The 21501-nt window shown below is 60.1% G+C and carries 22 protein-coding genes and 2 pseudogenes; 15 read left to right on the top strand and 9 right to left on the bottom strand.

Annotated elements, in window-relative coordinates:
• Positions 1 to 72 precede the first annotated feature (72 nt).
• From AC1Q6D_RS05960 to AC1Q6D_RS05945, 4 genes are all read left to right on the top strand, one after another.
• Positions 73 to 1524, top strand: a complete 1452-nt coding sequence (locus tag AC1Q6D_RS05960) for an NAD-dependent succinate-semialdehyde dehydrogenase (RefSeq protein ID WP_103404889.1) — start codon at positions 73 to 75, stop codon at positions 1522 to 1524.
• A gap of 81 nt (positions 1525 to 1605) precedes the next feature.
• Positions 1606 to 1995, top strand: coding sequence for a carboxymuconolactone decarboxylase family protein (locus AC1Q6D_RS05955; RefSeq protein ID WP_047527877.1), 390 nt, complete (start codon positions 1606 to 1608; stop codon positions 1993 to 1995).
• Positions 1996 to 2083: 88 nt separating this feature from the next.
• A complete protein-coding gene (locus AC1Q6D_RS05950) occupies positions 2084 to 2836 on the top strand; it encodes a GntR family transcriptional regulator (protein WP_020800935.1) in 753 nt (250 codons plus the stop codon).
• 2 nt (positions 2837 to 2838) lie between these two features.
• Positions 2839 to 3402 (top strand): NUDIX hydrolase, encoded by a 564-nt coding sequence (locus tag AC1Q6D_RS05945; protein WP_090319567.1) that lies wholly within the window; start codon positions 2839 to 2841, stop codon positions 3400 to 3402.
• A gap of 65 nt (positions 3403 to 3467) precedes the next feature.
• Here AC1Q6D_RS05945 and AC1Q6D_RS05940 read toward each other — a convergent pair whose 3' ends face one another.
• On the bottom strand, positions 3468 to 3764 hold the full coding sequence (locus AC1Q6D_RS05940) for a DUF1330 domain-containing protein (protein WP_103404890.1): 297 nt from the start codon (positions 3762 to 3764) through the stop codon (positions 3468 to 3470).
• Positions 3765 to 3835: 71 nt separating this feature from the next.
• On the opposite strand from AC1Q6D_RS05940, the gene ribBA reads away from it, so the two are divergent.
• The 5 genes from ribBA (at position 3836) to AC1Q6D_RS05915 (ending at position 9261) form a co-directional block, all read left to right on the top strand.
• A complete protein-coding gene (gene ribBA, locus AC1Q6D_RS05935) occupies positions 3836 to 4945 on the top strand; it encodes a bifunctional 3,4-dihydroxy-2-butanone-4-phosphate synthase/GTP cyclohydrolase II (protein ID WP_047527868.1) in 1110 nt (369 codons plus the stop codon).
• Between the two features lie 373 nt (positions 4946 to 5318).
• Positions 5319 to 6344: an ABC transporter substrate-binding protein gene (locus AC1Q6D_RS05930; protein ID WP_103404891.1), complete on the top strand. Its 1026-nt coding sequence runs from the start codon at positions 5319 to 5321 to the stop codon at positions 6342 to 6344.
• On the top strand, positions 6341 to 7273 hold the full coding sequence (locus AC1Q6D_RS05925; RefSeq protein ID WP_047527865.1) for an ABC transporter permease: 933 nt from the start codon (positions 6341 to 6343) through the stop codon (positions 7271 to 7273). The genes AC1Q6D_RS05930 and AC1Q6D_RS05925 overlap by 4 nt, the downstream gene beginning before the upstream one ends.
• A gap of 6 nt (positions 7274 to 7279) precedes the next feature.
• The gene (locus AC1Q6D_RS05920) at positions 7280 to 8089 is read left to right on the top strand and encodes an ABC transporter permease (RefSeq protein ID WP_047527863.1); all 810 of its coding nucleotides are present in this window, start codon (positions 7280 to 7282) and stop codon (positions 8087 to 8089) included.
• A gap of 17 nt (positions 8090 to 8106) precedes the next feature.
• A complete protein-coding gene (locus AC1Q6D_RS05915; protein ID WP_047527862.1) occupies positions 8107 to 9261 on the top strand; it encodes an ABC transporter ATP-binding protein in 1155 nt (384 codons plus the stop codon).
• A gap of 630 nt (positions 9262 to 9891) precedes the next feature.
• Here AC1Q6D_RS05915 and AC1Q6D_RS05910 read toward each other — a convergent pair.
• A complete protein-coding gene (locus tag AC1Q6D_RS05910; protein WP_103404892.1) occupies positions 9892 to 11298 on the bottom strand; it encodes a purine-cytosine permease family protein in 1407 nt (468 codons plus the stop codon).
• 323 nt (positions 11299 to 11621) lie between these two features.
• Here AC1Q6D_RS05910 and AC1Q6D_RS05905 point away from each other — a divergent pair, with 323 nt between their 5' ends.
• The 6 genes from AC1Q6D_RS05905 to AC1Q6D_RS05880 all read left to right on the top strand — a co-directional run bounded on the left by AC1Q6D_RS05905 (position 11622) and on the right by AC1Q6D_RS05880 (position 16660).
• Positions 11622 to 12107: a flavin reductase family protein gene (locus tag AC1Q6D_RS05905; RefSeq protein WP_103404893.1), complete on the top strand. Its 486-nt coding sequence runs from the start codon at positions 11622 to 11624 to the stop codon at positions 12105 to 12107.
• Positions 12108 to 12558: 451 nt separating this feature from the next.
• On the top strand, positions 12559 to 13602 hold the full coding sequence (locus AC1Q6D_RS05900) for an LLM class flavin-dependent oxidoreductase (protein ID WP_103406867.1): 1044 nt from the start codon (positions 12559 to 12561) through the stop codon (positions 13600 to 13602).
• Positions 13603 to 13732: 130 nt separating this feature from the next.
• Positions 13733 to 13885, top strand: coding sequence for a hypothetical protein (locus AC1Q6D_RS05895; protein WP_167361809.1), 153 nt, complete (start codon positions 13733 to 13735; stop codon positions 13883 to 13885).
• A gap of 133 nt (positions 13886 to 14018) precedes the next feature.
• On the top strand, positions 14019 to 14696 hold the full coding sequence (locus AC1Q6D_RS05890; RefSeq protein WP_103406865.1) for a cysteine hydrolase family protein: 678 nt from the start codon (positions 14019 to 14021) through the stop codon (positions 14694 to 14696).
• Positions 14697 to 14701: 5 nt separating this feature from the next.
• Complete coding sequence (locus AC1Q6D_RS05885) at positions 14702 to 16063, top strand: purine-cytosine permease family protein (protein WP_103406864.1); 1362 nt, start codon at positions 14702 to 14704, stop codon at positions 16061 to 16063.
• A 144-nt stretch (positions 16064 to 16207) separates the two neighbouring features.
• Positions 16208 to 16660, top strand: coding sequence for a hypothetical protein (locus AC1Q6D_RS05880; RefSeq protein ID WP_103406863.1), 453 nt, complete (start codon positions 16208 to 16210; stop codon positions 16658 to 16660).
• Positions 16661 to 16781: 121 nt separating this feature from the next.
• Here the strand turns inward: AC1Q6D_RS05880 and AC1Q6D_RS05875 are convergent, their stop codons facing one another.
• The 7 genes and pseudogenes from AC1Q6D_RS05875 to AC1Q6D_RS05845 form a co-directional block, all read right to left on the bottom strand.
• Positions 16782 to 17447: an HAD-IA family hydrolase gene (locus AC1Q6D_RS05875; protein ID WP_103406862.1), complete on the bottom strand. Its 666-nt coding sequence runs from the start codon at positions 17445 to 17447 to the stop codon at positions 16782 to 16784.
• Positions 17448 to 17500: 53 nt separating this feature from the next.
• Positions 17501 to 17911 (bottom strand): response regulator, encoded by a 411-nt coding sequence (locus AC1Q6D_RS05870; RefSeq protein WP_103406861.1) that lies wholly within the window; start codon positions 17909 to 17911, stop codon positions 17501 to 17503.
• Positions 17912 to 17964: 53 nt separating this feature from the next.
• Positions 17965 to 18527 (bottom strand): annotated as a pseudogene (locus AC1Q6D_RS05865) (GMC oxidoreductase); the annotation flags it as partial.
• 143 nt (positions 18528 to 18670) lie between these two features.
• The gene (locus AC1Q6D_RS05860; RefSeq protein WP_256590412.1) at positions 18671 to 19099 is read right to left on the bottom strand and encodes an MFS transporter; all 429 of its coding nucleotides are present in this window, start codon (positions 19097 to 19099) and stop codon (positions 18671 to 18673) included.
• Positions 19100 to 19149: 50 nt separating this feature from the next.
• A pseudogene (locus AC1Q6D_RS05855) lies at positions 19150 to 20019 on the bottom strand (aldehyde dehydrogenase family protein); the annotation flags it as partial.
• A gap of 315 nt (positions 20020 to 20334) precedes the next feature.
• A complete protein-coding gene (locus AC1Q6D_RS05850; protein WP_103406860.1) occupies positions 20335 to 20832 on the bottom strand; it encodes a hypothetical protein in 498 nt (165 codons plus the stop codon).
• Positions 20833 to 21159: 327 nt separating this feature from the next.
• On the bottom strand, positions 21160 to 21453 hold the full coding sequence (locus tag AC1Q6D_RS05845; protein WP_371919945.1) for an integrase core domain-containing protein: 294 nt from the start codon (positions 21451 to 21453) through the stop codon (positions 21160 to 21162).
• Between the last annotated feature and the right edge of the window lie 48 nt (positions 21454 to 21501).

Below are 21501 nucleotides of genomic sequence, written 5' to 3'. Positions count from 1 at the left end.
CTCGGGTTTTTCGCGAGCAGGCTCGCTCCTACAAGGGGCCGCGCAGATCTTTTAATTTTGTCAGGAGCCGGCATGAGCCCAGCAGCCTCATCACTGTTCCGCCAGCAGGCGTACATCAACGGCCAATGGCTGGATGCACCCGACGGCGCGCAACAGGACATCTTCAACCCGGCCACCGGTGAACTCATCGGCCGCGTGCCGAACCTCGGCGCCGAACATGCACGCCAGGCCATCGACGCTGCCAATAATGCCTGGCCGGCCTGGCGTGCACTGACCGCCAAGGAACGCAGCAACACACTCAAGCGCTGGCACGCCCTGATGCTGGAAAACGCCGACGCCCTGTCCGAAATCCTCACCCTCGAACAGGGCAAGCCATTGGCCGAAGCCAAGGGCGAAATCCTCTACGCCGCCAGCTTTATCGAGTGGTTCGCTGAAGAAGCCAAACGCATCTACGGCGACACCATTCCCAGCCACAAGGGCGACGCGCGCATTGTCGTCAGCAAAGAACCGATTGGCGTGGTCGCGGCCATTACACCGTGGAACTTCCCGGCGGCGATGATCACCCGCAAGGCCGGCCCGGCACTGGCCGCTGGCTGCCCGTGCATCGTCAAGCCAGCGCCGGAAACGCCGTTCTCGGCCCTGGCCATGGCCGCGCTGGCCGAACAGGCTGGTATTCCTGCGGGCATCTTCAACGTAATCACCGGCGACGCCATTGCCATCGGTGGCGAACTGACCGCCAGCCCCCTGGTGCGCAAACTGTCGTTCACCGGCTCCACGGCGATTGGCAAATTGCTCATGGCGCAGTGCGCGCCGACGCTGAAAAAGGTCTCGCTGGAACTGGGCGGGAACGCGCCGTTCATCGTCTTCGACGATGCCGACCTGGAACGTGCCGTGGAAGGCGCGCTGATTGCCAAGTTCCGCAATGCCGGGCAGACCTGCGTCTGCGTCAACCGCTTCCTGGTGCAGGACGGCGTTCATGACGCCTTTGTCGCGCGGCTGGCCGAGCGCGTATCGCAGCTCAAGGTCGGCAGCGGTTTCGAGGCGGGCATCACTCAAGGTCCGTTGATCAACGAACGCGCCGTGGCCAAGGTCGAGGACCACGTGCAGGACGCACTGGCCCAAGGCGCCCGCCTGCTGTGCGGCGGCGAACGCCATGCGCTGGGCAACGGCTTCTTCCAGCCGACCGTGCTGGCCGGCGTCACCACGCAGATGAAAGTCGCCCGGGAAGAAATCTTCGGCCCGCTGGCGGCGGTGTTCCGCTTCGACAGCGAAGCCGAGGCCGTGCACATGGCCAACGACACCGAATTCGGCCTGGCCGCCTACTGCTACACCCGCGATCTGGGTCGTGCCTGGCGCATGAGCGAAGCGCTGGAGTACGGCATGGTCGGGATCAACGAAGGGCTGATCTCCACCGAAGTCGCGCCGTTTGGCGGAATCAAGTCCTCAGGCCTGGGCCGTGAAGGCTCCAGGTACGGCATCGAGGACTACCTTGAACTTAAATACACCCTGATGGGTGGGCTCTAAGTCATGTTGGCCAAACGGCAGGAGCCGCGCTGCGGCCAACAGCACAGCCTCGAGATCTGAGCCCCACAGGAGACACATGCAATGAGCAACGAGAAGTACGAGAAAGGCTTGCAGATCCGTACCCAGGTGCTGGGCGAAGCCTATGTCAATCGCTCCATCGAGAACGCCGACGACTTCACCCGCCCCCTGCAGGAAATGGTCACCGAATACTGCTGGGGTCATGTCTGGGGTCGCGAGGGTCTGTCCCTCAAGGAGCGCAGCATGATCAACCTGGCGATGATCTCGGCGCTCAACCGGCCTCACGAACTCAAGCTGCATGTGCGCGGCGCCTTGCGTAACGGCTTGAGTCGTGAGCAAATACGCGAAATTCTGCTTCAGGTCGGCATATATTGTGGTGTTCCCGCCGCCGTCGACAGTTTCCGGCTCGCCCGAGAAGCCTTCGCCGAAGCCGATGCCGAGGCCTCCAGTTAACCCCTTGGCTGTTTGATCTGACGAGCACGGAGATTGCTGCAATCGAAGTGCTTTTTTTGCATGGACAGCCACAATCAGAGCGGACCCCATGAAACGCCTGCCACTCGACGACAGCTTCAAGGTCAATCGCAACCCCGTTACCCTGCGCGAAATCGTGCTGGATAAATTGCGAAGCGCCATCATGAACTTCCAGCTTCTGCCGGGAGACCGTCTGGTCGAACGCGATCTGTGCGATCGCCTGGGCGTCAGCCGTACCTCCGTGCGCGAAGCCTTGCGTCACCTGGAATCCGAAGGCCTGGTGGAATTCGCCGACGCCAAGGGCCCACGCGTGGCGATCATCACCCTGGCCGACGCGGTCGATATCTACGAGCTGCGTTGCGTGCTCGAAGGCCTGATCGTCCAGCTGTTCACCCTGCGTGCCAAGGCCAAGGACATCAAGGCCCTGGAAAAAGCCCTGGAAGAAAACCGCCAAGCCCTGAAGGAAGGTGAACTGCAACAGGTCATCGACTCCGTGCAAGGCTTCTACGACGTGTTGCTCGAAGGCTCTGGCAACCACGTCGCGGCCACCCAGTTGCGCCAGTTGCAGGCGCGCATCAGCTACTTGCGCGCGACCTCGGTGTCTCAGGAAAACCGTCGTGGCGCCAGTAACCAGGAAATGGAACGCATGGTCGAGGCGATCAAGAGCGGCGATCCGCTGGCCGCTCACCAGGCCTGCGTCGACCACGTCCGCGCCGCCGCCACCGTGGCCCTCGACTACCTCAAGCGCAAGCAGGAAGAGACCGGGGCGATCCCCGAGATCACCCAGCCCATCGCCCTCAAAGAACCCCGCATAGGTCGTTGATCATGTTCAGCCCGAGCTTTTGTCCGAAGTGTGGCAGCCCTGACCTGGGTCAACAGCTGCCGCCGGGCGATACGCACGAGCGCCTGATGTGCCGCGGCTGCGGCTACATCCACTACGTCAATCCGAAAATCATCGCCGGCTGCATCATCGAGCAGGACGGCAAGTATTTGCTGTGCCAACGCGCAATCCCGCCGCGTCCGGGCACCTGGACGCTACCGGCGGGCTTCATGGAAGCCGGCGAAACCACCGAGCAGGCGGCGTTGCGCGAGGTCTGGGAGGAAAGCGGCGTACGCGCGGAAATCCTTTCGCCGTACTCGATCTTCAGCGTGCCGAAGATCAGCGAGGTGTACATCATCTTCCGCGCCATCGCCCTGGAAATCACCGGCCAGTACGGGCCGGAAACCCTCGACTATAAATTCTTCGCGCCCGAGGACATTCCCTGGGACAGCATCTATTACCCGGCGATCCGGCAGATTCTCGAGCGCTATATCGAAGAGCGGCAGGCCGGGGTCTACGGCATCTACATCGGCAACGACGATACCGGCAAGATTCACTTCATTCGCTAGCGCCCTTGTAGGAGCAAGCTCGCTCCTACAGTCGATCCGGGGGACAGCTGAAGGGTGTCCACCCATCAAACCGGCACCACCCCCTCGACAATAATCACCTCGGCCAGAGCCACACCCTCGCGGTGCCCCCTGGCCTCCTGATAAAGATCCGACCGATAACAGGCCACGGCCTGGTCATAGGAATCGAACTCGATCACCACGCTGCGTTGCGGCGTCGGCCGCCCTTCCATCGCCTCGCTGCGCCCACCACGCGCCAATATCCGTCCGCCGTATTCGGCAAACGCCTTCGGCGCCCGCTGGGTGTATTGGCTGTATTGAACGGGATCGGTGATATCCACGTGAGCAATCCAGTACGCCTTCATAGTGACCTCTCCGGTTGTTTTGTATTATGGTATACCACAATATATTTCCAACAAACACCGAGAATCCTCACATGGCCTTCAACAGCATCGAAGAAATCATCGAAGACTACCGCCAAGGCAAGATGGTGCTCCTGGTTGACGACGAAGACCGGGAAAACGAAGGCGACCTGTTGCTCGCCGCCGACCGTTGCAGCGCCGAAGCCATCAGCTTCATGGCCCGGGAAGCACGCGGGCTGATCTGCCTGACCTTGACCGACGAGCACTGCCAGCGCCTTGGCCTGGAACAGATGGTGCCGAGCAATGGCAGCGTGTTCAGCACCGCGTTCACCGTGTCGATTGAAGCCGCCGTCGGCGTGACCACCGGCATCTCCGCCGCTGATCGGGCGCGTACCGTCGCCGCCGCCGTCGCCCAGGGTGCGAGTGCCGCCGATATCGTGCAGCCGGGTCACATCTTCCCGTTGCGCGCCCGGGAAGGCGGCGTCCTGACCCGCGCCGGGCATACCGAGGCCGGTTGCGACCTGGCACGCCTGGCAGGTTTCACACCGGCCTCGGTGATCGTTGAAGTCATGAACGACGATGGCACCATGGCCCGTCGCCCGGATCTGGAAGTGTTCGCGCGCAAACACGGGATCAAGATCGGCACCATCGCCGATTTGATCCACTATCGTTTAAGTACCGAGCACACGGTCGTACGCATCGGCGAGCGCGAACTGCCAACGGTGCATGGCACCTTCCGTCTGATCACCTTTGAGGATCGCATCGAAGGCGGTGTGCACATGGCAATGGTCATGGGTGACGTGCGTCGCGAACAACCGACGCTGGTGCGCGTGCATGTGATCGACCCGTTGCGCGACCTGGTCGGCGCCGAGTACAGCGGGCCGTCCAACTGGACGTTGTGGGCGGCGTTACAGCGAGTGGCTGAAGAAGGATGTGGCGTGGTCGTGGTGTTGGCCAATCACGAATCCTCGCAAGCGTTGCTCGAGCGCGTACCACAATTGACCCAACCGCCACGGCAGTTCAGCCGTTCGCAGTCACGGATCTATTCGGAAGTCGGCACCGGGGCGCAGATCTTGCAGAACCTTGGCGTGGGCAAGCTGCGGCATCTGGGGCCGCCGTTGAAATACGCCGGTTTGACCGGGTACGACCTGGAGGTGGTGGAGAGTATTGCGTTTACCCAGTGACCCGAGCGGAATTTGCCCCGGTGGGAGCAGCTTGCTCGCGATAGCGGTAGGCCAATCGATATTGAAATCGACTGCCCTGCCCTCATCGCGAGCAAGCTCGCTCCCCCATGGGATTGTGCCGATCAGAGGCACCGAAGTTTTCTAAAAAAAACCGCTTCGGCAGATAGCCGGTAAGGCAAAATGCTTGCACAAAGTTTGGAATACCATAATATGATATTCCATAGACCGAACGATTTGGCCAAGTGCGCCCGCCAGGGAAAGCACCAATAACAGCCCTTGGCACGGTCGCCTTTAGAGGCCAGATGGACCTACTGCTCCCGATAGGCGGGCAATACAAAGCCCGCTCAAAAACACAACAAATGAGGGCGTGAAAATGGTGTTGAACAAACGTGCAACCGCAGTACTGTTCGCGGGTTTGCTGGCCACGGCCAGTCACGTGGCAATGGCGGCTGAAAGCGTCAACTTCGTCAGCTGGGGCGGCAGCACCCAGGATGCGCAGAAGCAGGCCTGGGCCGATCCGTTCAGCAAGGCCAGCGGCATCACCGTGGTCCAGGATGGCCCGACCGACTACGGCAAGCTCAAAGCCATGGTCGAAAGCGGCAACGTGCAATGGGACGTGGTCGATGTCGAAGCTGACTTCGCCTTGCGCGCCGCCTCTGAAGGCTTGCTCGAACCCCTCGATTTCAAAGTCATCGATCGCACCAAGATCGACCCGCGTTTCGTCTCCGATCATGGTGTCGGCTCGTTCTTCTTCTCCTTCGTCCTCGGCTACAACGAAGGCAAGCTCGGCGCCGCCAAACCCCAGGACTGGTCCGCACTGTTCGACACCAAGACCTACCCCGGCAAACGCGCCCTCTACAAATGGCCAAGCCCAGGCGTCCTCGAACTGGCACTGCTGGCCGACGGCGTGCCGGCCGACAAGCTCTACCCGCTGGACCTGGATCGCGCCTTCAAGAAACTCGACACCATCAAGAAAGACATCGTCTGGTGGGGCGGTGGCGCGCAGTCGCAACAGTTGCTGGCCTCCGGTGAAGCGAGCATGGGTCAGTTCTGGAACGGCCGGATTCACGCCCTGCAGGAAGACGGCGCCCCGGTGGGCGTAAGCTGGAAGCAGAACCTGGTCATGGCCGACATCCTGGTCATCCCAAAAGGTTCGAAAAACAAGGACGCGGCGATGAAGTTCCTGGCCAACGCCAGCAGTGCCAAGGGCCAGGCCGACTTCTCCAACCTGACCGCCTACGCCCCGGTCAACGTCGACAGCGTCGCGCGCCTGGATTCGGTGCTCGCCCCTAACCTGCCGACGGCCTACGTTAAGGATCAGATCACTCTTGATTTCGCGTACTGGGCCAAGAACGGTCCGGCCATCGCGACACGGTGGAACGAATGGCTGGTCAAATGAAAATGACGGTAACCGCGTCCCGTCCATCCACGCCCGTCGGGAGCGCCTCCGGCGCTGCCGGCAAGGCCGCTGCGATGACGCAATCCCCGACCCTGGCGCAGCGCTGGCGTGGTGCAAGCAACCTGATCCCGGCGCTGTTGTTCCTGGGCCTGTTCTTTCTCGCGCCGTTGATTGGCCTGCTGTTGCGTGGCGTGCTTGAACCGGTGCCGGGCCTGGGCAATTACGAACAGTTGTTCGCCAACTCGGCGTACGCCCGGGTGTTGCTCAACACCTTCTCGGTGGCCGGCCTGGTCACGCTGTTCAGCCTGCTGCTGGGCTTCCCGCTGGCCTGGGCGATCACCCTGGTACCGCGCGGCTGGGGTCGCTGGATCCTCAACATCGTGCTGCTGTCGATGTGGACCAGCCTCCTCGCCCGCACCTACTCCTGGCTGGTGCTGCTGCAAGCCTCCGGGGTGATCAACAAGGCGCTGATGGCCATGGGCATCATCGACCAGCCCCTGGAAATGGTGCACAACCTGACCGGCGTGGTGATCGGCATGAGCTACATCATGATCCCGTTCATCGTGCTGCCGCTGCAGGCGACCATGCAGGCCATCGACCCGATGATTCTGCAGGCCGGTTCGATCTGCGGTGCCAGTCCGTGGACCAACTTCTTCCGGGTGTTCCTGCCGCTGTGCCGGCCGGGCCTGTTCTCCGGGGGCCTGATGGTGTTCGTGATGTCGCTCGGTTACTACGTCACCCCGGCCCTGCTGGGCGGTGCGCAGAACATGATGCTGCCCGAGTTCATCATTCAGCAGGTGCAGTCGTTCCTCAACTGGGGCCTGGCGAGCGCCGGCGCCGCGTTGCTGATCGTCATTACGCTGGTGCTGTTCTACTTCTACCTGAAGCTTCAGCCGGAATCCCCGGTTGGCGCCAGTAACGCGAGGTAAGCCGTCATGCTCCTGACCCCCAATGCCATGAGCCGCCGGATGCGCTTCGGCCTGTACGCCACCACCGGGCTGATCGGTCTGTTCCTGTTGCTGCCGATCGTGTTCATCGTGCTGCTGTCGTTCGGATCGTCGCAATGGCTGGTGTTCCCGCCACCGGGCTGGACGCTCAAATGGTACGTCCAGTTCTTCTCCAACGCCGACTGGATGAACGCGGCCATGGCCAGCCTCAAGGTCGCGGTGCTGACCACGTTCTTCGCCGTGGCCCTGGGTTTGCCGACGGCGTTCGCCCTGGTGCGCGGCCGCTTCCCTGGCCGGGAAATGCTCTACGGCCTGTTCACCCTGCCGATGATCGTGCCGCTGGTGATCATCGCCGTGGCGGTGTACGCGCTGTTCCTGAAACTGGGCTACACCGGCACGATGTTCGCGTTCGTGGTCAGCCATGTGATCGTCGCGTTGCCGTTCACCATCATCTCGATCATCAACTCGCTGAAGCTGTTCGACCAGTCGATCGAGGATGCCGCGGTGATCTGCGGTGCCTCGCGCCTGCAAGCGGTGTTCAAGGTGACCTTCCCGGCGATTCGTCCCGGCATGGTGGCCGGCGCCCTCTTCGCCTTCCTCGTCTCGTGGGATGAAGTGGTGTTGAGCGTGATGATGGCCAGCCCGACCCTGCAAACCCTCCCCGTGAAAATGTGGACCACCCTGCGCCAGGACCTGACGCCCGTGATCGCCGTCGCCTCGACGCTGCTGATCGGCCTCTCGGTATTGGTCATGGTGATCGCCGCCGCACTGCGCCGGCGCAACGAAATCAGCGCCTGAGCGCGCAGGAGAACGACATGAGTGCAGTGATCAAAGATAGCGCCCAGCAAAACGACCAGCCGCTGGTCAGCCTGCGCAACCTGAACAAGTACTACGGCGACTTCGCCGCCGTGGACAACATCTCGCTGGACATCAAGGACGGTGAGTTCCTGACCTTCCTCGGCTCCAGCGGCTCCGGCAAAAGCACCACCCTGTCGATGCTCGCCGGCTTCGAAACGCCGAGCAGCGGCGAGATCCTGGTCAACGGCCAGTCACTGGTCAATGTACCGCCGCACAAGCGCGACATCGGCATGGTGTTCCAGCGCTACTCGCTGTTCCCGCATCTGTCGGTGCGCGACAACATTGCCTTCCCGCTGACGATTCGCAAACTGGCCACGGCCGAACGCGAACGCCGGGTCGATGCCATGCTCAAGCTGGTGCAGCTGGAGCAATTCGCCCACCGCCGGCCTTCGCAATTGTCCGGCGGCCAGCAGCAACGGGTCGCCATCGCACGGGCACTGGTCTATGAGCCACGCATCCTGCTGATGGACGAACCCCTCGGCGCACTGGACAAAAAACTGCGTGAAGATTTGCAGGATGAACTGCGCCAGCTGCATCGACGCCTGGGCATCACCATCGTCTACGTGACCCACGACCAGGAAGAAGCCATGCGTTTGTCCCAGCGCATCGCGATCTTCAGCCACGGCAAGATCGTTGGCCTGGGCAGCGGCTATGACCTGTACCAGAACCCGCCGAATGCCTTCGTCGCCTCGTTCCTCGGCAACTCGAACTTCCTCAAGCTCAAGGCCCAGGGCAATGCGGCGGCTTCGTTTGAAGGGCAGTCGCTGTCGATCCGCCTGACCGCCGGGCTGCAAACCCATCAGGATGTGCTGCTGATGGTGCGTCCGGAAAAAGCATTGGCCTTGAGCGTTGAGCAAGCAGCCCGGGAGCCACTGGCCGCCGGCTGGAATGAAGTCTCGGCCAAGGTCGTGGAAGTGTTGTTCCTGGGCGAAAGCCAGACCTGCAGCGTAGTGACCTCGGGCGGCACCTCGATGACCGTCAAGGCGTTGTCTGCGGCCGGAATGCCCATGAAGGCGGGCGATCCGGTGCGTGTGCGCTGGGCGACGGCGGATGCTTGTGTCTATACCGAATGGGCTGAGAGCGACCTGAACAAGGCGGCTGGGGCGCATTGATGTTTTGAGCTCCATGCCAGTGGAGCGCTAGATATTTGTCACCCTCGGGTCACCACAACGTCGGGTTGTGGTGACCTTTTTTTTCAGTGTGTGTACCTGTCCATTCCTTCGGTAACGGCCACTTGGGGTTCCGCTCTTACAGCGGGTCACTTTGAAAAGCGCAATGCCACCCGGGGCCAAGTAATCAAACCCTGGCGTTCGGTGGGCCCGCCGCGATGGGGCAAGATCCTCAATAGCCAGAGCAACGCGAGGCGGCCTGACAGCCGACCTGATTACAGGTCTGTCTGCGATCCCCTTGTGGGAGCCAGCCTGCTGGCGATGAACCCCCGGATAACGCGATCCTTCAGACAGGGCGCGTTATCGTTGACGTCCATCGCCAGCAGGCTGGCTCCCACAGGGGATTGGCGGTATCCGCGAAAATCAGATCGGCTGTCAGGCCGCCTCGCTTTGGCTTTTGAAAAAGAGACTCGCCATCAGGGCAAAACCATTAGTGGCCGTTACCGCAGGAATGGGTAGGTACTCCGAAAACAAACAACAGGTCGGCACCAGGCTGCCTGTATTCACGAATCACCAGAACAAAAATGCCCGGCCAAAAGCCGGGCATTCCAGACAAACACCGCCAATCAACAATCAGTCAGTAAAACCAAACCGCGCCACCTCGCGCTGCCGAACCTGCCCACGGGTCGCCAGGCAGTAATACAGCGGACACGTCACCACCAACCCCACCAGCCACGACAGATCCGCGCCCTCAACCAGATTGGCATAAGGCCCGACATACAGCGATGTATTGGCGAACGGCAACTGCACGATGATCCCGATGAAATACGCCACGATCGCATGCAGATTGAACCGCCCATAGACCCCGCCATCCGCACGGAAAATCGAGGCAATGTCGTAGCACCCACGCTTGATCACATAGAAATCGATCAGGTTGATCGAGGCCCACGGCACCAGTACCAACAGCAGCGCCAGGATCAGCCCGATGAACTGTGAGATGAAGTCCGCCGAAGCGCCGAGCGCGACCACGCAGCACCCTGCCAGCACCACGCTCGACAACACCACGCGCACCTTGATGCTCGGCGTCCACTGACTGGCGAACGTCTGGATCGAAGTGATGATCGACAGCACCGCGCCGTACAGATTCAAGGCGTTGTGACTGATGATGTTGAGCAGGAACAGCACCATCAGAATCGGCCCCAGCCAACCGGTGGATTGCTTGACCGCAGCCATCGCTTCAGTGCCTTCAGGGGTTGCCAGGACCGCCACCGCGCCGAAAGTGAACGAGAGGATCGTGCCCAGGGTCGCGCCCAGGTAGGTGGCGAAGAATGGACGCTTGATGCCGATATCCGCCGGCAGGTAGCGCGAGTAGTCCGATACATAGGGCGAGAAGCTGATCTGCCAGATGATGCCCAGGGATACCGTGGCCAACCAGCCGGACAGGTTGAAACCGCCACGGGTGAAGAAGTCCGCCGGCAAGTCATGGGCGAAGATGTAGAGGAAACCGGCGAGCAGCGCGCTGCCCATCACCCAGGTACCAATACGATTGAGGGTATGGATGAAGCGGTAACCGATCACCCCGATGGCGGTGGCGCTGAGGGCACCGATCAGGATACTGGCGGGCACCGGGACCGAAGGCACGATGCCGACGATCGATTTGCCGGCCAACACGATGTTGGAAATGAAAAAACCGACGTAAATCAGGGCGGCAAAGAACACGATCAGCAGCGCACCATAGCGACCGAACTGACCCCGGCTCTGCACCATTTGCGGAATGCCCATGCGCGGGCCCTGGGCCGACGCGAGGGCAATCACCAGCCCGCCGACCATGTGCCCCAGGGCAATCGCCAACAGCCCCCAGTACACATTGAGATGGAACACTTGAACCACCATGGCACCGGTGACGATAGGCAGTGGTGCAATGTTGGTGCTGAACCATAGGGTGAACAGATCGCGGGCCTTCCCGTGGCGCTCTGCGAGTGGAACGTAATCGACCGTGTGATTCTCGATCAACGGGTCTTGCCGGGACATCTGGGACATATGCATGAACTCGAGTTTGTCTGTTCTTATCTTTGTATGAAGCCAAACCGGGGGGACTCTCTGGCCGCCCCTCAGATGAACACCATATTATGGTATTCCAAGCTTTTCACAAGACTGATCCGGTCTTTGCAAGCCCATCTGATCTGCAATCCTGCCGCAAAAAACCACTCTCCGCCTAGCTTAAAGCCCCGTATTTATTGACCTAAAGACCGGAGGTGTACGTTTATCGGCCGGTAGAAAAAGCCCTTGCAAACGCTGTATTACGGTATACCATCAGACCTACAAACTCATAAAAACCACGCACCACACCCGAGGACAGTCCAATGATCGATGCCGCCATCTACAAACAAGTCATGGGCTCGTTCCCGTCCGGCGTAACCGTGATCACCACGCTCGATGACGACGGGCACATCGTCGGCCTGACGGCCAGTGCGTTCAGTTCACTGTCCATGGACCCGGCCCTGGTGCTGTTCTGCCCCAACTACAGTTCCGACTCCTACCCGGTTCTGATCAAGAACAAACGCTTTGCCATTCATGTGCTTTCCGGCGGTCAGCAAAGCGAAGCCTATGCCTTCGCGCGCAAGGGCAAAGACAAGGCACAAGGCATCGAGTGGACATTGAGCGAGCTGGGCAATCCGATCCTGGCCAACGCCACGGCGGTCATCGAATGCGAACTGTGGCGCGAATATGAAGGGGGCGACCACGCGATCATGGTCGGCGCGGTGAAGAACCTGATCGTGCCCCGGCAGAACGCCGGACCACTGGTGTATTGCCACGGCAAGATGGGCGCCCTGCCTGTTCTCGCCTGACTCCACAATCCATGTAGGAGCGAGCCTGCTCGCGATGGACGTCAACGATAACGCGGGTCGTCTGAATGCCCGTGTTGTCCGCGCGTTTTTCGCGAGCGGGCTCGCTCCTACAGATCTACGCAAATCCCTGTAGGAGCGAGCCTGCTCGCGATGGACGCCAACGATAACGCGGGTCGTCTGAATGCCCGTGTTGTCCGCGCCGGAACACATAACCGCCCTCCTGCGTGCCCAGGGACAGATAGGCATAAGCCGGATGACTCTTGGTATGTGACCGTCTGAGAGAAATATTTTGCAGATATTCCGTATTATGGTATACCAATAATCAATCAGCCGAACAGCCGTGCTCAGGAACGCGCTTTACACTGGCGAGAACACCGGGGAGCCCTGCGCTCATTCCAGGCAACAGGCCCGCAGTCGACAGGCCGACAACAAAAGATCCGAGGTAAGCGTCATGAAATTTTCCCTGTTCGTACACATGGAACGTTGGGACGAAAGCATCAGCCATCGCCAGCTGTTCGAAGATTTGACCGAGCTGACCCTGATGGCCGAGGCCGGTGGTTTCAGCACCGTCTGGATCGGTGAACACCACGCCATGGAATACACCATCTCGCCGAGCCCGATGCCGCTGCTGGCCTACCTGGCGGCCAAGACCACCACCATCCACCTCGGCGCCGGCACTATCATCGCGCCGTTCTGGCACCCGATCCGGGTCGCCGGCGAATGCGCATTGCTGGACGTGATCAGCAACGGGCGCATGGAAGTGGGCCTGGCCCGTGGTGCTTACCAGGTTGAATTCGACCGCATGGCCGGTGGCATGCCCGCCTCAAGCGGCGGCCAGGCGCTACGGGAAATGGTTCCGGTGGTTCGTGCCCTGTGGCAAGGCGACTACGCCCATGACGGCGACATCTGGAAATTCCCGACCTCCACCAGCGTGCCCAAGCCGGTTCAGAAACCGAACCCGCCGATGTGGATCGCCGCCCGTGACCCGGACTCGCACAACTTCGCCGTGGCCAACGGCTGCAACGTCATGGTGACGCCGTTGATGAAAGGCGACGAAGAAGTCCTGGACCTGAAGAACAAGTTCCAGACCGCGCTGGACAACAACCCGGACGTGCCACGCCCGCAACTGATGGTGCTGCGTCACACCCATGTTCACGCCGTCGATGATCCCGAAGGCTGGAAGGTCGGGGCCAAGGCGATCGCCAGGTTCTATCGCACTTTCGATGCCTGGTTCGGCAACAAGGAAACCCCGGTCAACGGCTTCCTGGCGCCAAGCCCGGAAGAGAAATTCGCCGGTCGTCCGGAGTTTGAACTGGACAGCCTGCACAAGACCGCCATGATCGGTACCCCGCAAGAGATCATTCCACGCATCAAGTACTATCAGGAACTGGGCGTCGACGAGTTCAGCTTCTGGTGCGACAACAGCTTGCCGCACGCCGAGAAGAAGAAATCCCTGGAGCTGTTTATCAAGCACGTGGTCCCGGCGTTCCGCTGAGTCCTCTGAGTTGCTGTGTGTAGGAGCGAGCTTGCTCGCGATGTTCGTCAACGATAACGCTGGGGGCCTGACACCCAGCAGTGTTCTCAGGTTTATCGCGAGCGGGCTCGCTCCTACAGGGTCGATTTCCATGTTCAATGGTCGTCTCCAGTCACTCGCCCTTCCCTCCGGCGCCGCGCGGGCTTACCTGCGCGGTGAATGGACCGCTTCGCACCTGCATTTCAAGCGTCTGCGCGCCAGTGTTTCGGCCAAGCAGAACGGCTTCTGGCAAATAGTTCACTGAGCACTCCCCAACAGGAATCCACGTACCTCGGCGTCAGGCGGTAGCCTCGCGTTTGCGGTGCATTGTGCTTCGGCCCGGTGGTTATCGGGCTGGCTGGACGCAACAGTGTCCGGCCCATGATCAGGTTTGCTCTATGAACAATAAAAACGCACTGTTGATCATCGACATGCAACAGGAGGACGGTTTCGTCCTCGAACACTTCGATTCGGTGCTGGCCAACACCGCCACACTGCTCGAAAGCGCCCGCCAGCAGCGGGTCCCCGTGATCTATACCCGTCATATCAACCAGGCCGACGGCAGTGATCTGCCACCGGGCGAACCCCGCGAGGCCGATGGCGGCCCGAGCGGCTATCGCGCCGGCACGCGGCAAGTGGAGATCATCCAAAGCCTCGCCCCGCGACCCGATGAAGCCGTCGTCGATAAAGGCCGCTACAGCGCTTTCCACCGTACCGACCTCGATGCCCGGCTCAAGGCACTGGACGTCGACACGCTGATCATCGGCGGCGTGCTGACCGATGTCTGCGTGCTGACCACGGTGTTCGATGCCTTTGCCCTCGGCTATCACATTCGCCTGGTCAGCGACGCCTGCACCACGACCACCCAGGCCGGGCACTATTCGGCGCTGTTGATCATGGCCAACTGGGTCTACTCCCTGGAAATCCTCACCACCGGCGAATGCCGGCGCGCCCTGGAAAGCCGTGACTACGTGAGCCTGAGTCCCGAGCACCCGGACCTGTTCGCCCACCAGCCCCACGAACTGCAAAGCACCATCGCCCGCCTGCACACCCACCTCGTCCGGACTCAGGAGTGATAGCCATGCAAGTTGAAAAAAGAAGCATCGATTTCATCCCCGAAGCCGAACGTCATGGCCAGCCGGGTTCACTGTTTTTCATCTGGTTCGGCGCCAACATGAACATCACCACCATCGCCTCGGGTGTGCTGCCGGTGGTGATGGGGCTCAACCTGTTCTGGAGCGCGCTGGCGATCATCATCGGCTCGCTGATCGGGGCGATATTCATGGCCTCCCACTCTGCCCAGGGACCGAAACTGGGCATCCCGCAGATGATCCAGAGCCGGGCCCAGTTCGGCGTGCTCGGGGCGGTGTTGCCGCTGTTGTTCGTGATGCTGATCTACCTGGGATTCTTCGTCAGCAACACCCTGCTCGCCGCCCAGGCGCTGGAGTCGGTGAGCCCGTTGCCCGCCAACGGCAACATCTACCTGATCGGCGCCTTGTGCTTCGTCGTCGCGCTCTACGGCTACCGCTTGATTCACCGCTTGCAAAAGCTGTTGTCGATCCTTTCGCTGCTGGTGTTCGTCGCTGCCACGCTCTTCGCCCTGCAACTGTCGATTCCGCCCGAGCAGTGGCTGCCGACCGGGTTCTCGCTGTCGAAATTTTTGGTGGCCGTGAGCATTGCCGTCACCTGGCAGCTGTCGTATGCGCCGTATGTCGCCGACTATTCGCGCTACCTGCCCAGTCAAACGCCGACCGCCAAGGTGTTCTGGTACAGCTACGCCGGGACGGTCAGTGGCGGTGCGTGGATGATGATTCTCGGGGCGATCCTGAGTGTCGGCATCGGCGACTTTTCCAGCAACGTCGGCGGCCATGTCGCCGGGCTGTTCGGCAGCGGCGCGCTGCTGCTGTTCGCCTTCATCGTCTACGGCCAGGTGTCGATCAACGTCTTCAACCTGTATGGCGCCTTCATGTCGACCATCACCGTGATTGAACCCTTCGCCCGCCTGAAAGTGACGCCCCGGGTGCGCGGCCTGTTCATGCTGGTGATCAGCCTGGTGGCCACAGCCTTGTGCACCATCAGTCAGGACGACTTCATCACCTTCTTCCTCAACTTCATTTTCTTCATGAGCTACTTCCTGATCCCGTGGACGGCGATCAATCTGGTGGATTACTACTGCCTGCGCAAAGGTCAGTACCGGATCGATGACATCTTTGACGTCAACGGGATCTATGGCCGGGTCAACTGGATCGCCTGCGGCAGTTTTGTGCTGGCGATTGCGCTGGAGATTCCGTTCATGAACACCACGCTCTACGTCGGCCCAGTGGCCACGGCGCTCGACGGCGTCGACCTGGCCTGGCTGGTGGGGTTGCTGGTGCCGGCCTTGAGCTACTTCTGGCTGATGAAACTGGGCAAGCGCACGCCGGTGCTGAAGCAAGCGTCGTAATCACTAATCTGTGGCGAGGGAGCTTGCTCCCTCGCCACAAGTCAGTGCTCGACCTTGAGTGGACAGCATTGCAGCCCCGGGCAGCGATTAATGAGCTATACCCCTTAATCACCCATTGCGGTTCTTCTATGCAGGAGGTTGGCAATGAAACTCAGAAACTCACTTACCGCGCTCATGGTCATGACCAGTCTGTTCGGCTGCGCCACTTCATCAAACCAGAGCGTGTCTGTTACGTTGGTTGCCACCCGGCAAAACACTGGTCAGATCGGCAATGTCGCCTTGTCCGACTGGGACAAACAAACCGGCCTCAGCTTCTTCATCAGTGGTGTGCCAACCGGAGCGGTGCTGCCCTTGCGCCTCTATTCGTTCATCAACAAGGGCAGTTGCGCAAAACCCGGGCCTGTCGCCTACGCCATGAACGACAAAGTCAACACTGAACGCCAGGCCGTACGCGGCTGGGCGTTCAGCCGAAGCGCCCCCGTCGAATTGTCCGTGCTGCTGGCCGGTGAATACTCCATCGTCGTGCGCACTGCGGCGACCGACGGCAATGTCGATATTTTCTGTGGGGACATCAAGCAAGGCGTTGCGCAGAAGTAGCTCAAGGCCAGCACCCGCAACCCGACTGGCGAGGCGACGCCGGCAGCGGCGCGAACGCTCACCTGACGGCCCTTCAGCAGAACCTGCTGGCGGGCCTTTCTTCATTGGAAGGCGCTATCACTCACAAAAGCTGCAGCTGGATCAGGTCGCCGTTCAGTCTGGCCACAATCCGGTCATAACCGGCCAGGGTCGCGTGCGCCGTCTGAATCGGCTGATCATGGGTGGCCGTGACGATCAGCAAATCCGCCCCCGCCGCTTCGGCCGCAAGAATGCCAACGGTGGCATCTTCGAACACCAGGCACTCGGTGATCTCGACACCCAGTCGCCGGGCCGCCAATCGATAACCGGCCGGATCAGGTTTGCCGGCGCTGACGTCTTCGGCCGTGACCATCACCTGCGGCTCGGGAATCCCGGCGGCGGCCATGCGGCGCAACGCCAACGCTCTGGGAGCAGAGGTGACGATAGCCCATCGATGGGCCGGCAATGACTTGAGGAACCCCGCCGCACCCACCACCTCTGCCACCCCGTCGACATCCTCGAGTTCCGCCTGGGTGATCCATGCCGCTTCGGCTTCGGCATCGACGCCGGGCAACGCCAGGCGGCTGATCGTGTCGATGGCGCGGGCGCCGTGGATGGTCGGCAGGAAGGTCTCGACATCGACGCCGTGACGCTTGGCCCAGGTCGCCCAGACGCGCTCGGCGGCGGCAATGGACGTCAGTACGGTGCCGTCCATATCAAACAGAAAGGCACGGTACGGGTGATGGAAAACGCAGGTTTGAGCGGACAAGGCGGACCTTCCTGTCTAACGGAGCTGGCGGGTGTGATGGCCAATGTACAGGATCAATGCGGCGGCGGATTAGCCTGCAATGCGTTTTGTACGCAGTCGAGCAACTGCCCGAGGGCCCAGGGTTTCTTGATGAATGAAACCGCATGCCGCACGCCCGAGCTTTCGGGGGTCTCAAAGCCGGACATGATCATGATCGGCTTGTCCGGCCAGCGATCACCGAACAGGTTGGCCAGGTCCGCGCCATTGAGCTTGCCCGGCATGGTGATGTCGGTCAGCAACATCCGCACATCCTGCGCATGCTGCTCCAGATACTGCGATGCAGCGTCCGCACTGATCTGCGGCTGCACCACAAAGCCTTCGTCCTGCAGGATTTCACAGAGAAACTCCAGAATCAGCGGGTCATCCTCAACCACCAGGATCAACTCGCCAGGAAGGTGTTCGCCCGCTGTCGGTACTCGACTCATGACCGTGCCGCTCCCTGATTGCTTCAATGAATTCGCGGGCTCAACGCCGCTGCCTACAGGTAGGAGCAGCGGAGTGGGCGGAAATTCATTTTTGATACAGGCGAATAGTGAAGTCGGGCGTCCTGCAGGATGAGATCAGCGCCCTTCTCCGCCACCATCAACACGGCGGCATGGGTGTTGCCGGAGGTCACGTTGGGGAAAATCGACGCATCGACGACCCGCAACCCCTCCAGGCCATGCACTTTCAGACGCTTGTCCACCACCGACTTCTGAGTGTCAGCACCCATGGCACAGGAACCACACAGGTGATAAATCGACCCGCTGTTGTCGCAGAAGTACTGCAACATTTGCTCGACCGTGATGCCCCTGAGGGCCGGTGCCTGCATGATCTTGCGCATCAGGCGACTGCCCTGGATCACCTCGTCGATGTCCTTTTGCGTGCTCAGGTAGTTAGGGTCGATTAACGCCGCATCCTCGGGTTTTTTCGAGGCGATCTCGATGTGCCCGCGGCTGGTCGGCCGGCAGGGGTTGAAGCACAACAGGAAGCCGGAATACGGCTCGGCTTGAGGCTCGCCTTGTTGTTTTTCGGGATCTGGTACGACAGTGGATTGAAGCCTTCGGCTGCCGACTCGCCACGGGTTTCGGTGGCAAAGGCGAACAGTCCCGGGGCTACGGTTGCCAGCAAGGCTTCCACCAGGCCGCGACCACCATCGAGGATGCCGAAGAAACGGCCCTGCTCGGAGTGATGGGCAATCATCTTCACTCGCTGAGCACCGAGGCCCAGAAGGTCAGGCCGGTGGTCAGGCCCCAGCAACCGAAGATGATCATCAGACCGGTCATCGACGGCGCGGTGGAGTACCACAGGCCCAGGGCGTCGGTGGCGACCAGCGAGAAGAAAATCAGAAAGCGCGGTGCGATACGGTCGGCCAGCCAGCCACTGGGCAAATAGCTGAGCAGGAAGATCGTGCCGAGCATCGAGTACAGGTAACCCAGCTCGCTGTGATTGATATGGAACACTTCGAGCATGGTGGTCTGGTAAACCTGACGCAGGTACAGGATCGGGTAGATCGCACCGGCGGCCAGTACCAGCAGCATCAGTTGGAAATAGCGACTTTCCTTGTCACTGTGGCTTTTTGAACTCGCGCTCGAACACTGAATAGCGGCAGCAGTGGATGCATGCTTGGACATCGAGTAGACCTCGGGCGCCCGGTTGGTCCGGGCGTCCCAGTTAATTGCTTTTATAGATGCAGCGTGAGGCGTGTTACCGGTGAATCAGTATTCATGACCACAAGACGGGTCTGGGTGAATTCGAGCATGCCGTGCTTGCCGTCATCACCGCCCAGGCCGGAACGTTTCCAGCCGGCGTGGAAGCCCTGGCAAGGGTCAGCCGGGGTGCGATTGACGTACAGCTCGCCCGCCTCGATGGCGTTGGCAACTTTCATGGTGGTGCGGTAGTTCTCGGTATAGAGCACCGAGGCCAGGCCGAACTGATGGTCGTTGGCCATGGCCAGGGCTTCGTCGATGTCGCGGTACTTGAGCACCGGCGGCACTGGACCGAAGATTTCTTCCTGGATGATTTCCATGTCCTGGCGGCAGTGGCTGAGCAGGGTCGGCGGGTAGAAATTCCCCTTGCCTTCAGGCAGCACACCGCCGGTTTCCAGCACGGCACCGTCAGCGACGGCGCGCTGGACCATGGCATGAATGTTCTGCTGCGAACTGGCGTTGACCAGTGGCCCCATAAAGCCTGGCTCCCTGGCGCGGTCGCCGAATGCCACGGCGCTGATTTTCGCCTTGAGCAACGCGAGGAATTGGTCGTGGACGCTTTCCTGCACGTAGACCCGCTCTACCGCCGTGCACAACTGGCCGCAGTAGGTGGTCTTGGAGGCGACGATGGCGGTGGCAGCCGTTTCAAGGTCGGCGTCGACTTCGATGATGGCCGGGGTCTTACCGCCCAGTTCCCGGGAAGGTTTGGCGATGTTGGCCTTGCAGTAGTCGAGCACGATGCGACCGGCGTTGACGCTACCGGTCAGGGGGATCAGCCCCACGGCCTTATGGGTGCAAACAGCGGCGGCGATGGCGTGATCCATGGTCAGGATGTTGATCACGCTGGAACGAGCATCGACAAACCCGGTCGCCTGAGCAAGTTTGTGGGCGTGCATGCGCTCGGGAGAGGATTTCGACACGGCCAAGCTTTTCAGCGATAAGCACCTGCTGAAAGCTTGACCGGGAACAGAGTATCTACAGGTTTTACATGCTCTACAGCATGTGTGACCCACTCAAACCCACTGTAGGAGCGAGCCTGCTCGCGATGGGGCCATCAGCGACACCGCATCAACTTCATCGCCAGCAGGCTCCTACAGCGATCTGTGCACCCGCCAAAGCCCTCCATTCAAAAGATCCAAAGTTGGCTTGGATTAGCCTGCTTATTGGGAGCCCTTACCCTCAATCCAAAAGTCCTTGCTCACAACTTTAAGCTTGCTATCTGTCGGGTGTCTATCCTCGCACTCGAAGTCAATTGAGCCCTTCACGAAACCGCGAAACGGGTCGTTTGGATCAATGGAAACTTCCCAGATTACCAACTTCCCGCTGCCAATTTTCATGTGGGTACCTCCATCGACGAAGTTGTACCAAGCGTACGCCCCCTTGGTACCTTCAGGTGCAAGCTCATAGGTTTTTTCCCTTAGCTGTTCATCTCCTAGAATTTGAATGTATTGATGATTCTTCGATGTATCTCCGAGGTAGGCGTAAAGAAAAAACGCAGAGTCAGTAGCACCAAAGTAGAAGCTTTTGGCTTCTTGCTTTATAACGTTGTGCTCCCTTTTGACAGTGACAGTCATCGATCCTTTTGCTGCTTTGTCTTCAGGGAGTTCTCTGAATTTATCGTTGAATTCAGAGGCGAGCTTGATGAAATTCTTATCCATTGTCTTAACCTGCCTGGTTTGTATGTGGTTAGTGCAGGTGTGACATTAGAGCAGTTGCGGGGGGTGGACCACTAACAGTTCTGTTAGCTGTGGAAGTTGTTCAGAGGGCGTAAACTCGACAGGCTGTTCGTATACATTCAAAATTGAACTTATAAATGTCTTCTGTTCATAGGAAAAAGTACTGTCGATAATAATCCCCATTGAGCGGGCTCAGTCGGGTCGCGTGACACCACCAGGTTGAACCTTGGTAGCCCATCAGCTACACCGCATCAGCTTCATCGCCAGCAGGCTGAACTGGTCAAGTAATCCTGGACACCGATTAAGGTTTCACGCCGCCAACTTCTCCCTGGAGACTGGTGACCGATAGTCGTTGTAGCTATGCGGCCTGGTGATGTTGTAGCGCGATACATAGCGCTGCACATCCGCTCGGGCCTCATGTTCCGATCCGTAGCCTGCTTCTGGCACCCACTCTGATTTCAAACTTCCAAAGAAACGCTCCATTGGAGCGTTGTCCCAGCATTCGCCTTTACGGTTCATGCTCTGCCGGAGTCCATGTTCCAGCAGTTCATTTCTGAATTTATGGCTGGTGTACTGGGCGGATTCAACCGGTCGTCGCAACACCTCTGATCGAGGTGTTTATGGGACGACCTGCAGGCTGGATGCAAAAAT

This window comes from Pseudomonas sp. MT92, assembly GCF_058792515.1.
Note: the sequence above shows the minus strand (reverse complement) of the source record. Positions and strands in the feature narration are given on the sequence as shown.